Consider the following 18,413-nt stretch of genomic DNA (forward strand, 5'->3'; position numbering starts at 1 on the left):
TAATAGAACAAAGAGGTGAAAAACATGTCAATCGAATCGCTATGGAGCAGCCGCTTCCAACAACATATTCAAAATATCATTACATACTTTGCACGTATGATTAACGGTTTACTATATAGCTTTATCTTCGTTGCCTGTATAGGTGCTTACTATTATGCAAAGTTTCTTAAAACAGCTCCTTCTAAAGGACTATCTTTATTACTTATTACAATCGTCCTAACAGCGATTATAACGAGATGTCCTATCCGTACATTTATTCAAAAACCTGATGCTGTCTATTTACTTGCATTAGAAGAGAAACTAACGTCTTATTTTAAAAAATCTCTTCTATATAATTACATCATTCAGCTTTTTCCATTATTATTTACGTTCCTTATTCTCGTTCCACTTGCCCTGCAATCATTACAATTAACGGTACCTTTCTTATGTACAATCTTTATCATTTTAATGATTACGAAAGCTTGGAATATGTACATACATTGGATGTGGCGTGATAGCCATGAAAAAAACATATGGTTCATTATTCGTATTGCTTGTAACGCACTCATTATTTACATGCTGTTTTACTCAGCACATGTTCTTATATTAGGCGGATTACTCTTACTACTTGCTTTCCTACTTCTATATACGAAAAAACAGCCTACAAAACGAGTACCGTGGGATTACATAATTGAACAAGAAGAAAAAATGAACGTTCGTTTTTATCAATTTGCTAGCATTTTCACCGATGTTCCGCAACTGAATAAGCAAGTAAATAAAAGAAAATGGCTTACAAATTGGATTGAACCTTTATTACATAAAAAACGAGCAACTTTCTTCTATTTACATACACTCGCATTTTTACGCGGGAATGATTATTTCGGTATATATATCCGCTTAGGGGTAATCGGTGCCTTCGCCTTATATTTTATACCAAACATATACGCAAAAGGTGCTATCTCTTACATCGTCCTATATATGATTTCTATGCAGCTCCGTTCCCTGTGGAAATATTTTTCGGGAAATATTATTGTAGCATTATATCCAATTAATACTGAAAAACAAATGAATGAATTTCTTCGCTTAATCTTTATATTACTAAGCATTCAACTCATTGTATTTTCAATTGTTATACTCATTGCTACAGGTCAATTTTTACATAGCCTTATCATTATGATTATCGGGGTACTCTGGATCAAATTTATTATTGTACCAAAAACGAAGCAACGCGTTTCTGCGTTTTAACGAAAAGAATTATCTTAAAGCCAAGGAGAAAATAAATTATCTCCTTGGCTTTTTTATTTTTCTTCCTCAAACAAGAATCACCGGCATAACCGATATTTTATAATTTCACATAAAAAAACGATAATACATGTTTACGTCCTAACAAAAAGGGTATGTATTAAAGTAACAGGGCAAAGGAACTGGAGGGAATGAAAAAATATGAATTAAAGTTTCACTTTATAAAAGACATTGCTCAAGGATGATTCTGAAACCGATAATATAATGTAAGGAGCGGATTAGAATGAGTAAAAAAATTGCTACTTTAATAACAGATTATTTCGAGGACACAGAATACACAGAGCCAGCAGAAGCTTTTAATCAAAAGGGATATGAATTAACAACTATTGAAATGGAAAAAGGTAAAACAGTACACGGTAAACAAGGAAAAAGTGAAGTTGTAATTGATAAAGGTATCGATGATGTTTCTCCAGAGAACTTTGATGCCCTCTTCATACCAGGCGGATTTTCCCCAGATATACTTCGTGCAGATGAACGTTTCGTTCGCTTTAGCAAAGCATTTATGGATGCGAAAAAACCTGTTTTTGCTATTTGTCACGGCCCCCAATTACTCATCACTGCCCAAACGCTTGAAGGACGTGATGTGACTGGATATAAATCCATTTCGGTCGATTTAAAAAATGCCGGTGGAAATTTCCATGATAAAGAAGTCATCGTATGCCAAAATCAATTAGTTACAAGTAGACAACCGGAAGACATCCCAGCGTTTATTGAAGAATCGTTGCGTATATTAGGATAGCTACTTTGGTTAACTAACCTCCTTTTATTTACATGAAAATAATTAATCAGTGGAGTTTTATTCATCCCCCACTGATTAATTAGCCCTCACCAACTGGTCGTTTACAGAAAATCCGACCACCACAAATAGCGGGATAAATAAAAAGAGTGTAATCCAAAAGTGTAGTTTTAATGGCCTTTTGGGTTACACTCTTTTCTCATCCCAAAATTTCTTATCACTTTTCATAGGCAGTTCTCATATAGTGAAAATGACTATATAATTCCTATCCATAAGTTAAATAACGATTTCGCACATATATAAATACAAAAGATGGGAGCCTTATTTATGAATAACAATCCACCTTCAACGCCCCCAAATCCAACGGAAACGAATAATAATGAAGTGAGCTTACAAACGTTACGCGTCATCGGACTTATTGTACTGATTAGTGGCTACATATTAGTCGCTCTTTCTGAAGTAGGCACATTAAAGAATCTTTTGCTACAGCCTAACACTACTCCAAATTTAGCTGAAGTAGATCCGTTCTAAAAATTATATAAAAAGCGAGTCCCAGTATAACTGGTTCGCTTTTATATAGTTTCATCCAATTTGAGAAACATTTCTCTCATCCTCATACTTCTCTTTCCCTATCGCCTTCATAAATAATAAAATACTGCTCATGCCAACGATAAAGTACAGAGCACTCATGCCCCAAGATGCAAGAAATGAGCCTATCATAACACCTAATGCCCCGTTCATTTTTGCCACTTGAAAGACCATTCCGTTAATCGCCATATAAGAACCTCTTGCCTCGTTTGGCACCATATCTGCCATTATAGATTGACGTACTGGCACATACATCATCTCTCCTACCGTTTGGAAAAGCCCTGCGATTAATAAGATCCATAAACTATTGCTCGTTCCGAGTATTGTAAAGCCAATCGTATAAATGAATAAACCTACATATAAGATTTTCAAATCATTGAAGCGTTTCAGCATTTTAATAAGAAGCGCCGAACATAACACAACTAAAATTGTATTCTCTGCTGAAATCCAGCTCATCATTCGAATACCTGTTAAATCAAACGTAACACCATTCCAAAAGAAAAAGTGCACCGTTTCAAATTCCTGCTGCAAACGTACTCCTAAATAATTATTAACCTGAAACTCTAAAGATAATGTGCATATACTTGCTGCACAAAAAATTAGAAATGCTCTATCTTTCATCACGGCTTTATAACTATCCGCCATATCTTTTAATACATTTTTCTTCTCTACCGTTTTTCGTGCTACATACACTTCTTCCATATATACGGCCATCACATATAATGTAATAACTGCAATAACTGTTAATCCGATAAACAATTGTAATCTATAGTTCTCAAATAGTAATCCGCCAAATATCGCTCCAATCGCAATGGATAAATTAATTGCCCAGTAGTTAATGCTGTACATCACTTTTCGGTTTTCCGGTGTACTCACATCAATTAACATCGCCTCTGTCGCAGGATTCATAAGTCCAGATCCTAAACTATTCACTAACATAAATATAAATGTTAGCCACGGTGAGTCTACATAATCCGAATTCGCACCCCCCATACAAGCGATTGAAATGACTTGTATACTTTGACCGATAATCATCACTTTTTTACGACCGAGCCGATCTCCCACATATCCACCGTATAAACCAATTACTAATGAAGCTATGACATTAATGAGTAATAACGCACCTGCAATCGCACTACCTAACTTTATTGAAAAGTAAATCGCCATAAATGGAAAAATCATCGTGGACACAGTACGTGTTAAAAACGAAGTTATAATTCTAATTTTTATATTTCGATGCATACTCCAAAATCCCATTGTTTCCCCCTCCTTATGCTTACTTATTTTACTTTGAAAAAAAGGAAGAAAAAGGTTAGAATATTCTAAAGAGTTTCCCCTTTTATTATAGAAGGAAGTGTATATATGAAAATTATGGACTATTACATTCGGTTAAGATTACATGCGCAAGATCAACAACATATGCGAAATAGCTTACAAGAGTTAGCAGATATTTTATATTGCAGTACGAAAAACGTAAAAATTTTATTAAAGAAGATGAGTGAGGAGCAATTAATTCGCTGGACTCCCGGGCGAGGCCGCGGGAATAAAACGGAAATCCTATTTATACATAATTTCGTAGAAGCGATTGAGTCCTATACAGATGAACTGTTAACGCAAGAAAAGTTAAAGGATATTTTTCTTCTTTTAAAAGAGCCCCTACCCTTTACACTTCAAAAAAAAATAGAAAATAAACTACATCATCATTTTGGATACGAACCTTCAAATGATATGTACGACATATTAAAGATTCCTATATCGAGAAAGATATTCCCATTAGATCCGGCTTTTGTGGCTGTAACTACAGAGAGCCATCTTACGAGTCAAATTTTTGATACGTTAGTCGTCTATAACGATGTTACTGAAAAAATGGAACCACACATTGCGCATACGTGGGAATTAAGTGAAGACGGACTTACGTGGACTTTTTATTTACGAAAGGATGTATATTTTCATAACGAAACAGTTTTAACTTCTAAAGATGTACAATTTTCATTTGAAAGACTAAAAGAAGTTCACTCTCCTTTCGAATGGTTAACAGAAGAAATTGTTCAAATTGAAACGCCATCACCACTGCAAATTCGATTCCATTTAGCGAAACCAAATTTATTTTTCTTACACTATGTAAGTTCAATGCAGCTCGCAATTTTACCGCGTGATACGAGTATTCAAAATCATCATTATATAGGTACTGGACCTTTCAAACTTGCTCATTACTCGGAAGATAATATCGTACTCGAAGCGTTCACCCATTATTTTAAAGAGCGCGCGTTATTAGACCGTATTGAATTTTGGGGTATTCCTGATCATGTGCAAATAGATGCTGATTATGAACTGCCAAATGAAGAGGAAAATGAAAGGCATGATATACAAATAGAAGAAATAGGTTGTATTTATGCTAGCTTCAACTTTACAAAACCTGGTCCTCATCACGACATTTACTTTCGAAAAGCTTGGAGAGAACTATATGACGTTGAAACGATACTTCGTAGCATAGAGGGTAGACGAACAATTGCTGCTTCAAGCTTTTTCCCTGAAAGAAGCCGCCAAGTTCCTAAAAGATCCTACTCTTTAGAGAAGGCAAAAGAGTATTTAAAAAAGAGCACCTATAATGGAGAAACGATACATATTTACTTCTTCGCATTTAAAGATAGTGCAAATGACGCTCATTTCCTAAAAGAACGATGTGAAAGTTTAGGTATACAAGTAGAGCTTCACCCATTTCCCGTTTCAGATTATATGGATCGCTCTATTGATAAACATGCCGATATTATTTTCATGGGAGAAGTGTTTGCTGCCGATCATGAACTTGCATTCTTAAATGTATTTAAAAATAAAAGTTGCTTCGTAAACCGGTTCATGGACCCGCACTATGAAAAACAAATTAACTGTTTACTTGATACATTTTTATTAGAAGAAAATAAAGAAAAGCGCTACGAACTCATGTATGAGATCGAAGAATTTTTACAAACAGAACACATCATTTTATTTAACTATCACGTTTTAAAAAGAAAAACATACCCTTCTTCTTTGAAAAACGTAACAATTGATTCATTCGGTTGGGCAAATTTTGCGAAATTATGGATACAGCCATCCCCGCATTAAATATGGGGATGGCTGTAATTATTAAATGATTTCTTCTAAATGATTCTTCAAGTTCTCTAAATACTTATCAATTGTAGGATGCTTCACCACATCATAACAAGCAAAGCTCTTTAACGGACTCATGCCAAGAAACTTTTGCACGCGGTGTAAATGGCTAAGCGTTGACTCTAAACTTTCCCCTTCAAAGAACTTCGTCTTATCTCCAAATGCCTTTTCAGGTGCATTCCAAGTTGTAGAAAACATATACGCTTTCTCTTTTAATAAACCGCCTGTTCCATATTCATCAGCACCTTTAAAGAACAAACCATATTCATATACTTCATCCATATACGTTTTAAATAAGCCCGGTACACTAAACCAGTAAATCGGTGTTTGATAAATCACAACATCCGCCCATAAAAACTTCTCTTGTTCTTCTTTAATACTATAGCCATCTTGAATCGTTGTTGTTTTCACATGATGCTTCTCACTTAATACCGTTACCATATAATCAACTAACGTTCTATTTAATCGTCCTTCTTTCGTACCGTATTTTTCATGTCCATTTATAATAAATATATTTTTCATTGCTTTTCTCTCCCCTATATAATTTACTCTTCAGCTATTAACCCAAGTTGTTGTTTCAGCGTAAGATTATCTTCTAAATGCCAGTCTTCCGTGATCTTTCCATCTTTCACATGTAAAATATCAATGGCAAAAAAATTGATTTTCTTATCATTGTGCGTTCCTGTAAAAGAAAGACGAGCTGTTACTTTATCACCAACGACTAATAAATCTTCAATCTCGCAATGTATATTAGGAACAACTTTACGAAAATTTTGTGCCGCAAACTTTAATCCTTCAGTTCCTTGTGGTCGCCCTTTCGGCAATGTATTATCGGAAAAATTTTCAGAAACAGTTTGCAGAATAAGTTCCTCTTTACCTGTATCCCAAAATGCATAAAAACGCTGCGCTGCATGAACCATCTCTGTCGCTTCTTTTTTACTTAGTGAGGGATCAATTGTCATTGCTTTTGGCTTCGGCATTTCTTTTAATAACTGGATTTCCGTTTTTTGTTCCCAGCTACATGCTACAAGTACAATACAAATAACAAACAAACTAAGAAATCCAAATAACTTTTTTATCCCCATGGAAATCACCACCTCCTTATATAAATCCTTTTTGTTTCGTATTTCTATTGTATATGCACTAACTTCCTTTATGGAAGTAGTGATATTTTTTTCATATAGTTACCAAAAGTATAATTTTGTGATACTATAAAGCAAATTCATCCAAAAAAATTTTATGGAGGCTAGTTCCATGAACGATATAAATCCAGTTGAATTAACGAAAGGTTTACCTGGCATACCTTGTCCCATCGCTAAAACACTTGATGTAATTCGTACAAAATGGACGTTTTTAATCATTCGTGACCTTCTTATCGAAGGAACATTACGCTTTAGTGATTTACAAAAATCAATGGACGGGATTAGTCCAAAAACATTATCGCTTCGACTAAAAGAATTAGAATCTCAAGGAATTATAACGAGAAAAGTATATCCAGAAGTTCCTCCTCGTGTAGAGTACACATTAACGGATAAAGGAAAGCAATTAGAGGGGATTTTTATTGAATTAAAACGGTTTGGATTAAGCTTATAAAGTGAAACTTTAATCAGTGGGGGTTTTCTTCATCCCCCACTGATTATTAGCCCTCACCAATCGGACTTTAATGGGCAGCCCGACCCCCACCTAAATTCTTTGCTTTCAGTGAATTTTGAGGTGGGGGTCTTACTGCCCATTAAAGCGGGATAAAACAAAAACCCCTTACCGTCGTAAGGGGTTTTATTACTTCGCAAAACTTTCAGCTAGCTGTTTCTCTCTCCACATAAACGTAATGCCGAGACCAACTATTAAAACAACTCCTGAAAATGCATATGGATAATGAATATTCATATCAAATAATATTCCGCCCATCGCTGGTCCTGCGATATTTCCTAAACTCGTATAAGTCGAGTTCATACCAGCAACGAATCCTTGCTCTTTTCCAGCTGCCTTTGATAAAAATGTCGTTAAAGCTGGACGAAGTAAATCAAATGCTAAGAAAATAAAGCAAGTAACGAGAAGTACAATCCAATAATTAAAGACTACAGTTGAAACGAACGCTAATACTGCACCTACAATTAAACATATTTGAATTAACACTTTTTCACCGAACATGTCGACTAATTTGCCAAACATAAATACTTGCACAACTACCCCAAAGATTGAGCTAATCGTAATAATTGCCGCAATATCTTTCGGGGTGAATCCAAACTTATGATCAGAAAATAGACTAAACACAGTTTCATACGCTGATAATCCGAATGCGAGTACAAATACGATAATAAATGCAATTGCATACATTGGATGTAATGATTTCTTTAAATCACCAATAAAACTTGATTCTTTCGTGTTAGCAGAAATCTCTGCAAGTTCTTCTTTCGTTAACGGTTCTTTTAAAATAAAGATCGAAATTACACATGCTATAAAGGCAATTGCTGCTGCAACGAAAAACGGCACACGTATACCGTATTCTGCAATAAACCCACCAATTCCAGGCCCTATAATAAAACCAGTACTAATCGCCGCTGATAAATATCCCATCGCCTTTGGACGTTCCTGCATAGATGTAATATCCGCAACATATGCCGTAACACCAGGCATAATAAACGCGGCACTAATTCCGCCTAACACCCGTGCTGCATAAAGCATCCACACATCTTTTCCTAATCCAAAAAGAAGTTCTGAAACACCAAAAATAAATAATCCAATGATGATCATTTTCTTCCTACCGTAAAGGTCAACCCACCGGCCTGTAATAGGTGACGTAATGAGCTGAGCCATTGCGAATACTGCAACGAGATATCCCATCGTCTTCCCTGTTAAACTCATGTCATTCATAAAGGACGGCATAACCGGAATGATTAATCCAATCCCTAAAAAAGCGATAAATATATTACTCAAAAGAATGACCAATACCATCTTTTGTTCTTTTATCGGTTTCTTCACTTTTTAACACCTCTTCCCGTAAGTTCCTCAAAAAAATAATGCCCAAGAAGCTTTTTCTTTATCCTGCTATTTGTGGGCTAGTCATGAGTAGAGATGCCCCCACTCATTAGAATTTCACTCTATCCTTTCACACATACATACGCATTAGGTGAATGACTATCATTCAGTTTTCCTCAAAAATGAACCTACCTTTTCAGACAGGTTCATCTTACTACTTCTTTATATGTAGTGCATGTGTTAAAAAATCTAGTACTTCTGCCTTTTGTAGCTCGACTTGCTCATCATCTTTATGGTCATATAAATAAACTTGTTCCGCTGCAGATTCAACAAGAGCGATAAATAACTTAGCCGTTCTTTCCGCATGAACCGAATCACGAATTTCACCAGCTTCTTTCGCCGCACTTAAAAACTCGCTTAGCCACATATAAAGAGGCTCATACACAGCTTCCCATTCTTTTATATGTTCTGTAGATGCAAGACCCGCATACATTAAAGCTTGTATTTCACGATATTCCGCTATAAAGTGAAACACCGCATCTATTACTTGCGTCACTTTACTTGAGAAAGGCGCATCATTTTGCACTTTTTCTTTCACTGCAAGTATCATCTTTTCAACCATTACTTCTGCTATTGCAGGCATAACAGATAACTTAGAAGGAAAATATAAATAGAAAGTTCCTTGTGCAATGCCAGCCAATTTCACGATATCAGAAATCTTCGTTTTTTCAACGCCCTTTTCCTGAAACACTTCAATAGCTGCATAGACAATTTTTTCTTTTTTATTCATCATCTAAACCCTTTCACACACATATTGAATGACTGTCACTCATTTTATAAGATAATCGATTGTACTGTCAATGATAGTGAACTCTAAGAGGAAATCATTTTTTAATAATAAAAATCTCCTAATAAACCATTAGGAGATAAAATACAATATATCTTTAAGAAAGAGCCTTTAATCCTGTCACTCCGCATACAATAAGAGCCACACTAATGATACGTGCTTTACTTTTCGACTCACCAAACAGGAACATGTTTAATAAAACGGCACCTGCTGTTCCAATACCAATCCAAACCGCATAAGCGACACTTACTTGTAAAAATAAGAAAGATGTATACAAGAATGCGAAGGATGTAGCAAATCCACCTATATAAATTGCACCATTTGCTAACGTTTTATCTTTACTATACATTTTAAGACCAATCACACCGACTATTTCACTAATTGCAGCACAAAATACGAAAAACCAACCCATCTTTAAGCAGCTCCTTCCACAGTTTCTTCTTTATTATCAGCTAACTTTAAACCGATAACGCCAGCTACAACCATCATGATAAAGAATAGTTTCCCTACGCTAAAACTCCCGCCGAAAAGGAATACATCCATTAAGAAAGTCCCTACCGTACCAGCTCCGGCAAAAATGGCATATACAGTCCCTGTCGCAAGATGTTCACACGCTTTAGAAAGGAAGTGAAAATCAACAGCGATAACTCCTAAAATAATAATCCAATGCCACCAAGTATGGGCGGTATTAAAACCAAACACCCAAAAAATTTCAAAGATACATGTTAATATGACATATAACCAAGCTCTATTTTTCATACCTCTCACCTCTTATGACTGACTATCAGTCATTTTTGTTTTAAAAAAATATACTCCTTCATCACTACTATATATAAACAACTATCATCCTCATTTACCATTTATATTTGTTCCATTGCCAAGATAACTAAATCCTGCCATACGAAAATGACTGAATGTCATTCATATGTATTGTACATGAATATTTTAAAAACTGTCAATACCGAAAGATTATTTGAAATTTCTTTCATCCGATTTGTATATTTCCTAATAACCTGTCAATACTGCTAGTAACATAATATTTTCTCCACTCCCCCTTGGAGAGATCCCTTGAATAGAGCAGTTAGCTTTTGCTAGCTGCTCTTTTTTATTTGCCGGCACACTATGAGATCAAATCCATTTTTATCATAAATAATTAAGGGTCGGATTATGTTTTCTATTTACTTTCCAAAGAGGCCTTATATGCAATAATTTTATTCTCAAGCATCTTTTCTGTAATTACTAAGGTTTCTCTTTGAATCTGAATAGATTTCCTATGATCTTCTAGGAGCTGTAAACGAGCTTCGGTTGTATGCTCCCCTTCTAAATATAACCTAGCGTATTCTCTTATTTTCGCTATTGGCATTTGCGTTTGTTTTAATTTCATGACAAACTGCAACCACTTTATATGTGACTCTTCATACATTCGATTCCCATTTGTATCGCGATTTGCAATTAATATATTTTCTTTTTCATAATAACGTAGTGTATGTGTACTCACTCCTATTAATTTAGCCGCCTCGCTAATTGTGTACATACTCTAACTCCCTCCACGTGCTTACCCGCATATATTTTATAGCCTTATCAACTTCATAAAAAACATTTGACTTAGAGTATACTCTAACAAATAAAATCTAACCATAATATATTTATTTGAATTTAGGGGGATTTTATATGAAATACACTGTTATTACTGGTGCTAGTTCTGGAATTGGCTATGAATCGGCTTTAGCCTTTGCAGCTCGCGGAAAGAACTTAATACTTATAGCTCGAAGACAAGAAGAATTAGACGGATTAAAATTAAAAATTAACGAAATGAATCCAGAATTGGATGTTGTTATTCGAAGAACAGATTTATCTATTACGGAAAATGTTTATAAGCTGTATGAAAGCCTACAAGCCTTTCAAATTGAAACGTGGATTAACAACGCAGGGTTTGGTAATTTCGCCTCAATTGCTGAACAAAATTTAAATAAAATAGAAACGATGTTACATGTAAATATAGAAGCACTAACAATACTCTCCTCTCTTTTCGTTCGAGATTATTCAATGGTTGATGGCACACAACTTATTAACGTTTCATCAGGCGGTGGATACACAATCGTTGCTGATGCTGTTACGTATTGCGCTACGAAATTCTATGTAAGTGCATTTACAGAAGGTTTATCTCACGAATTGAAACAACAAGGTGCAAAACTGCAAGCAAAGGTTTTAGCGCCTGGTGCAACTGAAACAGAGTTTGCAAAACGTTCATTTGATATTGATGAATTCCAATACGATAATGTTGTACCGAAATTCCACACCGCAAAACAAATGGCACAATTTATGCTTGATCTTTACGAAAGCGATAAAGTTGTAGGGCTTGTCGATGGTTCTACTTATAACTATGAGCTTAAAAATCCCATTTTTAATTTTGCGGTAAGAAAAACGAATTCAAGTTCTTAAATTCCCCTAAAATATAGAGGCCCACTATTACGTAAATAATAGTGGGCCTTTTTTCTCTGAAAACTTCACCCAACATATCGAATCATCGCCATCTCATCACAATAATCCACCTTTGGACAATGTCTACAATCGATCCATACTTTCTCTGGTAACGCATCTCTATTCACAAAATCAAACCCGCACTTTTGAAAAAATTCCGTTTCATATGTTAAAGAAATGACTCTATTCACTTTTATTTTCGCTGCCTCATTTATTACATGGTTCACTAACATACGCCCGATTCCTTTCCCTGCATATGTATGCGAGACGACTAACGACCGGACTTCTGCAAGGTCCTCCCCTAACACATGTAAACCAGCAACCCCAACAATCTCATCGCTTTCTTTCACAACATATAAACACTGTAAATATTGATAGAGAGATAAAAGAGAACGTGGTAAAACTACTCCTTCTTTTGCATAAGCTTCAATAAGACTATAAATTTCTTTCACATCACTCGTAACCGCATTAAAGATTTTCATATTATATCCCCTTGTCCCCGATATTAATATTTATAACCTAAATTGAATTTTAATACATATTTTTATATAATAATACATCTCTCTTTTCTCCCCGTCAATCACTTTATACAAACAAAAAACCAAGCAATCTAATCGATGCTCGGTTCCTCATTTCGTATCGGCAATACCGTCGAATATTTAATTTCACGAAGTGCTAAACTCGTCTGTATCCTTGTAATACCAAGCTTATTCAGCTTTCGAATAAACTGCTCCAGCTCTTTACGATCACGATTTGCAACTTTTAATAAATAATCATATTCTCCTGTTAAACAGTGACATTCTAACACTTCTGGCATCGACTCTAATTCTTTCTCCAACACGTCAAGTTTATCCGATTGATGAATATTTGTACTCATAAAAATGAAGCATAACAAATCAAAACCAAGCTTTTCTTGATTTAAAATGGCTACTTGCTTATCAATGAACCCTTCTCCATCTAATCTTTTTATTCTCGCATGCATCGCAGCTGGTGATAAATTAACGCGGCGTGCTAGCTCTGCATTACTTACTTGTGACTCCTTCTGCAATATATCTAAAATTTGTACATCTAAATCATCTAACACTTTAATAACAGACGACTCCATTACAATGCCCCCTTTTTTCTTACCGATGATTATTCGAAAAAACACCTTACACCTTACATAAAACTGAATATCATTCCGTAAATATTATTCAAAACAAAACATTTTATCAACTTTTATCCATTATACAAAAGAATATATTACACAACAAAGAAAAATGCTAAAATTATTTACAATTCATATTGATTACAACAAAGGGGATTTTAATATGCCTTATTTTTATGTCTTTTTACTATTACTAACGAGCTTATTATGGGGGGGAAATTTCGTCGTTGGAAAGTCACTCGTTGATCACGCGTCTCCGATGACACTAACAAGTTTAAGATGGATGATTGCGATCGTTTGTTTATTACCGATGGTATGGTTTAAAGAAAAGAAAATCATTCCACCTCGCGCGGCAATACTTCCGTTAATACTAATGGGAATCTCAGGGGTCGCTCTTTTTAACATCTTTCAATTTTTAGCACTAGAAAAAACATCCGCAACGAATGTAGGGCTTATTTCTACATTAAATGCGATTTCAATTGCATTATTTTCTGTTTTATTTCTAAAAGAAAAAGTAAATACACTTCAAATCCTATCCATGGTTCTTTCATTCTTTGGGGTTATTCTTGTCCTATTAAAAGGTAACTTTGCACTTTTATTTTCACTACATTTTAATAGCGGCGATTTATGGATGATTGCGGCTGTTTGTATTTGGGGAATCTATTCTGTTTGTAGTAAATGGGCAACAAAAACAACGACACCGCTCATGGCAACATTATACTCAGGAATTTTCGGCGTTATTTTATTACTACCATTTAACATAGGGAGCTTCACTGTTACAAACATAAATACTTCTTTCCTAACATCCCTTTTATATACTGGGCTTATTTCCACAGTTCTTTGTATGGTGTTCTGGAATATTGGCGTGCAAAAATTAGGGGCTACGACATCCGGTATTTTTCTAAACTTCAATCCAATTTTCACAGCTATTTTAGCATTTCTTTTCCTCGGAGAAGAACTAACGTGGATACAAATTTTCGGGACAATGATCGTTGTGATGGGATGTTATTTATTTTCTCATTTCAAAACGGTTACCGTTCAGCCTGTTAGACCTTTAATGCGAAAACATTATTAATGAAAAAACATCGTCATCCGAGTGGCGATGTTTTTATTTACTCTTCATTTCTTTTATATACTGCTTTTCCTCTTCTAGTGATAAACGTTCCGTCGCCTTGCCAGTATCTCCACCTTGAAGGCTCCATAAAAAGTTGTGCTCCTCAACAGTTTGAGAAAAATCTCCTTTTTCCCATCTATTTATAATAGAGAATAACTTCATTTTATATTGAAAACCTGTACTATTTTCAATATCTCTTTTTACATTAAAAATTTCCTTTTTTGTCATTTCTAAAAATCCCCATTTTTCAGAGGATTTTACTTTTTGGTGCACCATTTTATGCATAGTAGAAATAATTTCACCTTCACTAGCTTGTGGAGATTCTTCTACAACTTTCTTCTCTTTTTCGTTTTCCGCTTGCTGGGTTTGAATATTTTTATTCTCTTTTTCCACATATGCAAGCAATTTCTTTCCGCCAACTATAGACGAGATGATTACTATAATTGTAATACATATTCCTACAATCCATTTAAAAAGCATTAGCTCTTCATCGCTTCCTTAACAATATGACTATCTACATACTGCTTAAACTTCACGATTTTTCCATTCTCTAGTTGCCATACATGAACAAACTCTGCTTCAAATGATTTTCCCGTTTCTTTATAAACTCCTGAATAAACACCTTCAGCAATAATTACATCTTTTCCGTTTACTTCATGGTACATATTTACACTCGCTTTATAATCATGCCATTCTGATCCTAATCGGCTAAATACATTTTCCATTATTGCTTCTACACCTATATAAGTTCCCCCATAAGGGAATCCTTTTGCCTCTGTCCATTCTACTTTTTCAGAGAGGGCTTCTACTAAATGTTTTGCATTTGAAGAAGCTGACCCTTCATACGTGCTTCGAATAATTTCTAAATTTGATTTAGGCATATTACTTCCTCCCGTTTTATTTATTTTTTACACAAGATGTAACCAATAACGTTACATCTTGTGTAAAAAAATATTTAAATTGTTTTATTCTTAATCCACTAGTTGTAATCATTATAGTTACAATTATGATTCAAGTCAACAATTTATAAATAAGTTTACTTCGCTTTCATTACTTTCTCTTTTACGAAGCGATCTACATATCCTTCTGCTTTTACAACGAATAAATACGCACCCATTGCTAATAATGCAAGATCTAATTCATACCCTGGATTCTTTCCATCTCCTAATAAACCTGCTGCTCCATTTACCTTTACGATAGCTCCAGCTAAAATAAGAGCGAATAATAGTCCTACATATCTTACGCCTAAACCGATAATTAATAATATACCACCAACTAATTCAACTGTTGCTACGCCGTATGCAAGACCACCTGGTAAGCCGATGCTTGTAAACCATCCTGCTACGTTATCGATACCTGATTGAAACTTCGCTAAACCGTGCGCAAAGAATGTCACTCCTAACACGATACGAATAATTAAATTCCCAATATATTGGTTCATTTTGAACTCTCCTTTTTGTTTCGTTATGGTGAACTTTTATTTACAAGTCAAAACAATACGGTATTTCATTTCATTCGTCAAATACTTTTTTTAAGAAAACAAAAAACATTATCCCTTTTACGGATAATGTTTTCCTACAAAATAGTGCTAATTCAAGCTTTTACTCTATCGCATAAAAAAGTTGAAACATTTTTCCAGCGCCAACATACGGCAATAAAGACAAGTCCTCTTCTACAACCATGCCAACAACATTCACTTTCTCATCTTTAGGCAAATCATGTGTGGCAACTTGCATCTCTCCTGCATATCTACCGTACAATTCATTATCAATTGTAATGCTGCCTTTCTTTCTTGCAATTGTATGCATCGGCTTTAAAATCACTCTATTTCCTTCTCTTGATTCAACTGAACGAATGACATCACGAGCTGGATCTAGTCTATTTGTATGCACTCGCTCCACCACTTTTAATGCTTCTTTATCGCATATAAACGATTTATACCGCAGTGAAATAATTCCTCTACTCGCACTCGCTATCTCTTGTACACTTTCTACACTTCCGCTTATATCCCCGATTAACACCTTATCGACACCACAATGTTGTACAAGTTCTAAGTACGCTTCAAGCGGGCGCATATTGCGTTGCTTTTCTAACGTTGGTAAGCCTTCATATAACGGGCCCCGTCTCTCCCCATCCCCTGAAATAAATGCCATCGTTTTTATTCCGCACTCATGTAAATATTGATTTTGCTTTTGCAAGAAGGACTTTGCTAGTCCTGTTTCTGGACGCGGATAAAAATTATGCCACGCTTCTACATTCTCTACCCGTATCTTTTCAGTGATTAACTCTTTCCAAAATGATTCTGTAATCGTACTCGCGTTTAAAGCTACTTTCATTTTATGGGATACACGTGCAATTTCTTTCGGCGTGATGCCATAGTCCATTCGTAAACCAGTAATGCCCCAGTCTAATAGCTCCTCCACATTTTCATACGTCATCCCTAAATGATGTAACGATTTTGGAGAAACATCGACCATTAATTCCATGTCATTTTCAAGAGTTTGTTTCCCAAGTATTTGAATTAACTCTTTATACGTACCAGGATCATCTTCAGGAATGTGAAGTGATGTAAAAATAGATGAAAACCCGTTTTCCTTCGCTACTTTTAGCCACTCTTCTTGCTTCTTTACTCGTTCTTTTGAAAGATAAATTGAAACTCCTATCATATGAATCTCCCTTTCTATGAATAGAAAAAGAGAAAGGAATCCCTTTCTCTATATGCTTTCTGCCATTTCTTCTTTGAATCCGAAGAAGTACGTAAAAATGAATCCGAACGTATATGCCACTACTAATCCAAGGAAATATAATAAATATTTATTATCAGCAATTAACGGAATTAATGATAATCCTGATACACCGATTCCAAGTGCAGCTGTTTTCATAACTGCTTGGAATGCACCGCCAACAGCTGCACCTAAACAAGCTGTAAGAAACGGTTTCCCAAGTGGTAATGTAACCCCGTATAATAACGGTTCGCCAATTCCTAAAAATCCAACTGGTAATGCACCTTTAATTACGTTACGAAGTCGTTTGTTTTTTGTTTTTACAAAAATCGCAATCGCTGCTCCTACTTGCCCAGCTCCAGCCATTGCTAGTACTGGTAATAAAGGCGTTACGTGCGTTTGATTAATAAACTCCATATGAATCGGTGTCAAACCGTGATGTAATCCGACCATAACGAGTGGTAAAAAAGTTCCCGCAAGCACTGCTCCCGCAAATGCGCCGCCAATACTTAAAATACCATTAATTCCGCTTGTAATTCCTTCAGATAAGAAACCTGCTACCGGCTGAATGGCTAACATCGTTACGATACTTACGACTAACACAGTAATGAGCGGTGTCACGATAATATCAACTGCATTTGGCACTGCTTTTCGAACTTGTCTTTCTACTACAACCATAAGCCATGCTGCAAAAATAACTGCAAACAATCCGCCCCGTCCGGGTACGAGCGCTTCACCGAATAATTTTACATTCGCCATCGCTGGGTTAAAAATTAAAATTCCCGCAATCGCCCCAAGAACTGGTGTCCCGCCAAATTCTTTCGCTGTATTCCAGCCGACTAAAATGCCTAAGAATGTAAAGATACCGCCACCAATGAGTAGTAGCATTTGTAGCCACGTTGCATTCGGATCGGCACCTGCGTTTTTCGCAAAGTTAGCGACCCCGTTTATAATTCCTGAGGCAACAAGACCTGGAATTAACGGAATGAAAATACTTCCTATTTTTCGTAAAAAGTTTTTCACTGGTGTATTATTTTTCTTCTTAATCTCTGACTTCATTTCTTGCCCAAGGTCTTCAAGGTGATGATCTGCCACCTCACCGATTCGCAGTCCCGTTAATCCTTCCATTTCAGCTGCTACTTTATTTACTGTCCCTGGGCCAACAACAACTTGAAGCGTCTCATCTTCAATAACGCCCATAACCCCTTCAACCTTTTTCAAAAGGTCCATATTCACTTTACTTTCATCATGAAGCGTTAATCGTAGCCTCGTCATACAATGAGCAATGCCACGAATATTTTTTACTCCCCCAAGTTGCTCTGATATTTCTTTGGCCATTTTCTCTTCTTTCTTCATAATAGAATCCCCCT

At 35.5% G+C, this 18,413-nt stretch carries 22 protein-coding genes; 7 read left to right on the plus strand and 15 right to left on the minus strand.

Annotated elements, in window-relative coordinates:
• Positions 1-24: 24 nt before the first annotated feature.
• The 3 genes from ACLBWW_RS20665 (at position 25) to ACLBWW_RS20675 (ending at position 2,548) form a co-directional block, all read left to right on the plus strand.
• A complete protein-coding gene (locus ACLBWW_RS20665; RefSeq protein WP_098068540.1) occupies positions 25-1,224 on the plus strand; it encodes an ABC transporter permease in 1,200 nt (399 codons plus the stop codon).
• Positions 1,225-1,504: 280 nt separating this feature from the next.
• Entirely contained in the window at positions 1,505-2,020 is a 516-nt protein-coding gene (locus ACLBWW_RS20670; RefSeq protein ID WP_098068539.1) for a type 1 glutamine amidotransferase domain-containing protein, read from the plus strand.
• Positions 2,021-2,344: 324 nt separating this feature from the next.
• Positions 2,345-2,548: a hypothetical protein gene (locus ACLBWW_RS20675; protein WP_001063863.1), complete on the plus strand. Its 204-nt coding sequence runs from the start codon at positions 2,345-2,347 to the stop codon at positions 2,546-2,548.
• 51 nt (positions 2,549-2,599) lie between these two features.
• Here the strand turns inward: ACLBWW_RS20675 and ACLBWW_RS20680 are convergent, their stop codons facing one another.
• A complete protein-coding gene (locus ACLBWW_RS20680; RefSeq protein ID WP_447614209.1) occupies positions 2,600-3,862 on the minus strand; it encodes an MDR family MFS transporter in 1,263 nt (420 codons plus the stop codon).
• Between the two features lie 105 nt (positions 3,863-3,967).
• Here ACLBWW_RS20680 and ACLBWW_RS20685 point away from each other — a divergent pair, with 105 nt between their 5' ends.
• Entirely contained in the window at positions 3,968-5,707 is a 1,740-nt protein-coding gene (locus tag ACLBWW_RS20685; RefSeq protein WP_048545660.1) for an SgrR family transcriptional regulator, read from the plus strand.
• Between the two features lie 21 nt (positions 5,708-5,728).
• Here the strand turns inward: ACLBWW_RS20685 and ACLBWW_RS20690 are convergent, their stop codons facing one another.
• Positions 5,729-6,274, minus strand: coding sequence for an NAD(P)H-dependent oxidoreductase (locus ACLBWW_RS20690; RefSeq protein WP_048545661.1), 546 nt, complete (start codon positions 6,272-6,274; stop codon positions 5,729-5,731).
• Positions 6,275-6,297: 23 nt separating this feature from the next.
• Positions 6,298-6,837: an ester cyclase gene (locus ACLBWW_RS20695; protein ID WP_048545662.1), complete on the minus strand. Its 540-nt coding sequence runs from the start codon at positions 6,835-6,837 to the stop codon at positions 6,298-6,300.
• 169 nt (positions 6,838-7,006) lie between these two features.
• Here ACLBWW_RS20695 and ACLBWW_RS20700 point away from each other — a divergent pair, with 169 nt between their 5' ends.
• On the plus strand, positions 7,007-7,345 hold the full coding sequence (locus tag ACLBWW_RS20700) for a winged helix-turn-helix transcriptional regulator (protein ID WP_000997915.1): 339 nt from the start codon (positions 7,007-7,009) through the stop codon (positions 7,343-7,345).
• A 186-nt stretch (positions 7,346-7,531) separates the two neighbouring features.
• Here ACLBWW_RS20700 and ACLBWW_RS20705 read toward each other — a convergent pair whose 3' ends face one another.
• From ACLBWW_RS20705 to ACLBWW_RS20725, 5 genes are all read right to left on the minus strand, one after another.
• Entirely contained in the window at positions 7,532-8,734 is a 1,203-nt protein-coding gene (locus ACLBWW_RS20705) for an MFS transporter (protein WP_048545666.1), read from the minus strand.
• A 211-nt stretch (positions 8,735-8,945) separates the two neighbouring features.
• Positions 8,946-9,524, minus strand: a complete 579-nt coding sequence (locus ACLBWW_RS20710; protein ID WP_001993037.1) for a TetR family transcriptional regulator — start codon at positions 9,522-9,524, stop codon at positions 8,946-8,948.
• A 151-nt stretch (positions 9,525-9,675) separates the two neighbouring features.
• A complete protein-coding gene (locus tag ACLBWW_RS20715) occupies positions 9,676-9,990 on the minus strand; it encodes a DMT family transporter (protein WP_000539670.1) in 315 nt (104 codons plus the stop codon).
• A 2-nt stretch (positions 9,991-9,992) separates the two neighbouring features.
• Positions 9,993-10,337, minus strand: coding sequence for a DMT family transporter (locus tag ACLBWW_RS20720; RefSeq protein ID WP_447614210.1), 345 nt, complete (start codon positions 10,335-10,337; stop codon positions 9,993-9,995).
• A gap of 415 nt (positions 10,338-10,752) precedes the next feature.
• Complete coding sequence (locus tag ACLBWW_RS20725; protein ID WP_048545671.1) at positions 10,753-11,112, minus strand: MerR family transcriptional regulator; 360 nt, start codon at positions 11,110-11,112, stop codon at positions 10,753-10,755.
• 137 nt (positions 11,113-11,249) lie between these two features.
• Here ACLBWW_RS20725 and ACLBWW_RS20730 point away from each other — a divergent pair, with 137 nt between their 5' ends.
• Positions 11,250-12,020 (plus strand): SDR family NAD(P)-dependent oxidoreductase, encoded by a 771-nt coding sequence (locus tag ACLBWW_RS20730; protein ID WP_447614211.1) that lies wholly within the window; start codon positions 11,250-11,252, stop codon positions 12,018-12,020.
• A gap of 65 nt (positions 12,021-12,085) precedes the next feature.
• On the opposite strand, the gene ACLBWW_RS20735 is transcribed toward ACLBWW_RS20730, so the two are convergent.
• Both ACLBWW_RS20735 and ACLBWW_RS20740 read right to left on the minus strand, forming a co-directional pair.
• Complete coding sequence (locus ACLBWW_RS20735) at positions 12,086-12,541, minus strand: N-acetyltransferase (protein ID WP_098068535.1); 456 nt, start codon at positions 12,539-12,541, stop codon at positions 12,086-12,088.
• 128 nt (positions 12,542-12,669) lie between these two features.
• On the minus strand, positions 12,670-13,164 hold the full coding sequence (locus ACLBWW_RS20740; protein WP_048545677.1) for an Lrp/AsnC family transcriptional regulator: 495 nt from the start codon (positions 13,162-13,164) through the stop codon (positions 12,670-12,672).
• A gap of 205 nt (positions 13,165-13,369) precedes the next feature.
• On the opposite strand from ACLBWW_RS20740, the gene ACLBWW_RS20745 reads away from it, so the two are divergent.
• Positions 13,370-14,281 (plus strand): DMT family transporter, encoded by a 912-nt coding sequence (locus tag ACLBWW_RS20745; protein ID WP_447614212.1) that lies wholly within the window; start codon positions 13,370-13,372, stop codon positions 14,279-14,281.
• Positions 14,282-14,314: 33 nt separating this feature from the next.
• Here the strand turns inward: ACLBWW_RS20745 and ACLBWW_RS20750 are convergent, their stop codons facing one another.
• The 5 genes from ACLBWW_RS20750 to ACLBWW_RS20770 form a co-directional block, all read right to left on the minus strand.
• Entirely contained in the window at positions 14,315-14,800 is a 486-nt protein-coding gene (locus ACLBWW_RS20750; RefSeq protein WP_048545679.1) for a PRK06770 family protein, read from the minus strand.
• Entirely contained in the window at positions 14,800-15,201 is a 402-nt protein-coding gene (locus tag ACLBWW_RS20755) for a nuclear transport factor 2 family protein (RefSeq protein WP_048545680.1), read from the minus strand. The genes ACLBWW_RS20750 and ACLBWW_RS20755 overlap by 1 nt, the downstream gene beginning before the upstream one ends.
• A 155-nt stretch (positions 15,202-15,356) precedes the next feature.
• On the minus strand, positions 15,357-15,761 hold the full coding sequence (locus ACLBWW_RS20760; RefSeq protein WP_001077749.1) for a DoxX family protein: 405 nt from the start codon (positions 15,759-15,761) through the stop codon (positions 15,357-15,359).
• Between the two features lie 160 nt (positions 15,762-15,921).
• The gene (locus ACLBWW_RS20765; protein WP_447614213.1) at positions 15,922-16,986 is read right to left on the minus strand and encodes a DUF871 domain-containing protein; all 1,065 of its coding nucleotides are present in this window, start codon (positions 16,984-16,986) and stop codon (positions 15,922-15,924) included.
• 48 nt (positions 16,987-17,034) lie between these two features.
• Positions 17,035-18,399: a PTS transporter subunit EIIC gene (locus tag ACLBWW_RS20770; protein ID WP_447614214.1), complete on the minus strand. Its 1,365-nt coding sequence runs from the start codon at positions 18,397-18,399 to the stop codon at positions 17,035-17,037.
• Positions 18,400-18,413: the final 14 nt, after the last annotated feature.

This window comes from Bacillus sp. M5A3_1b, from assembly GCF_053345335.1.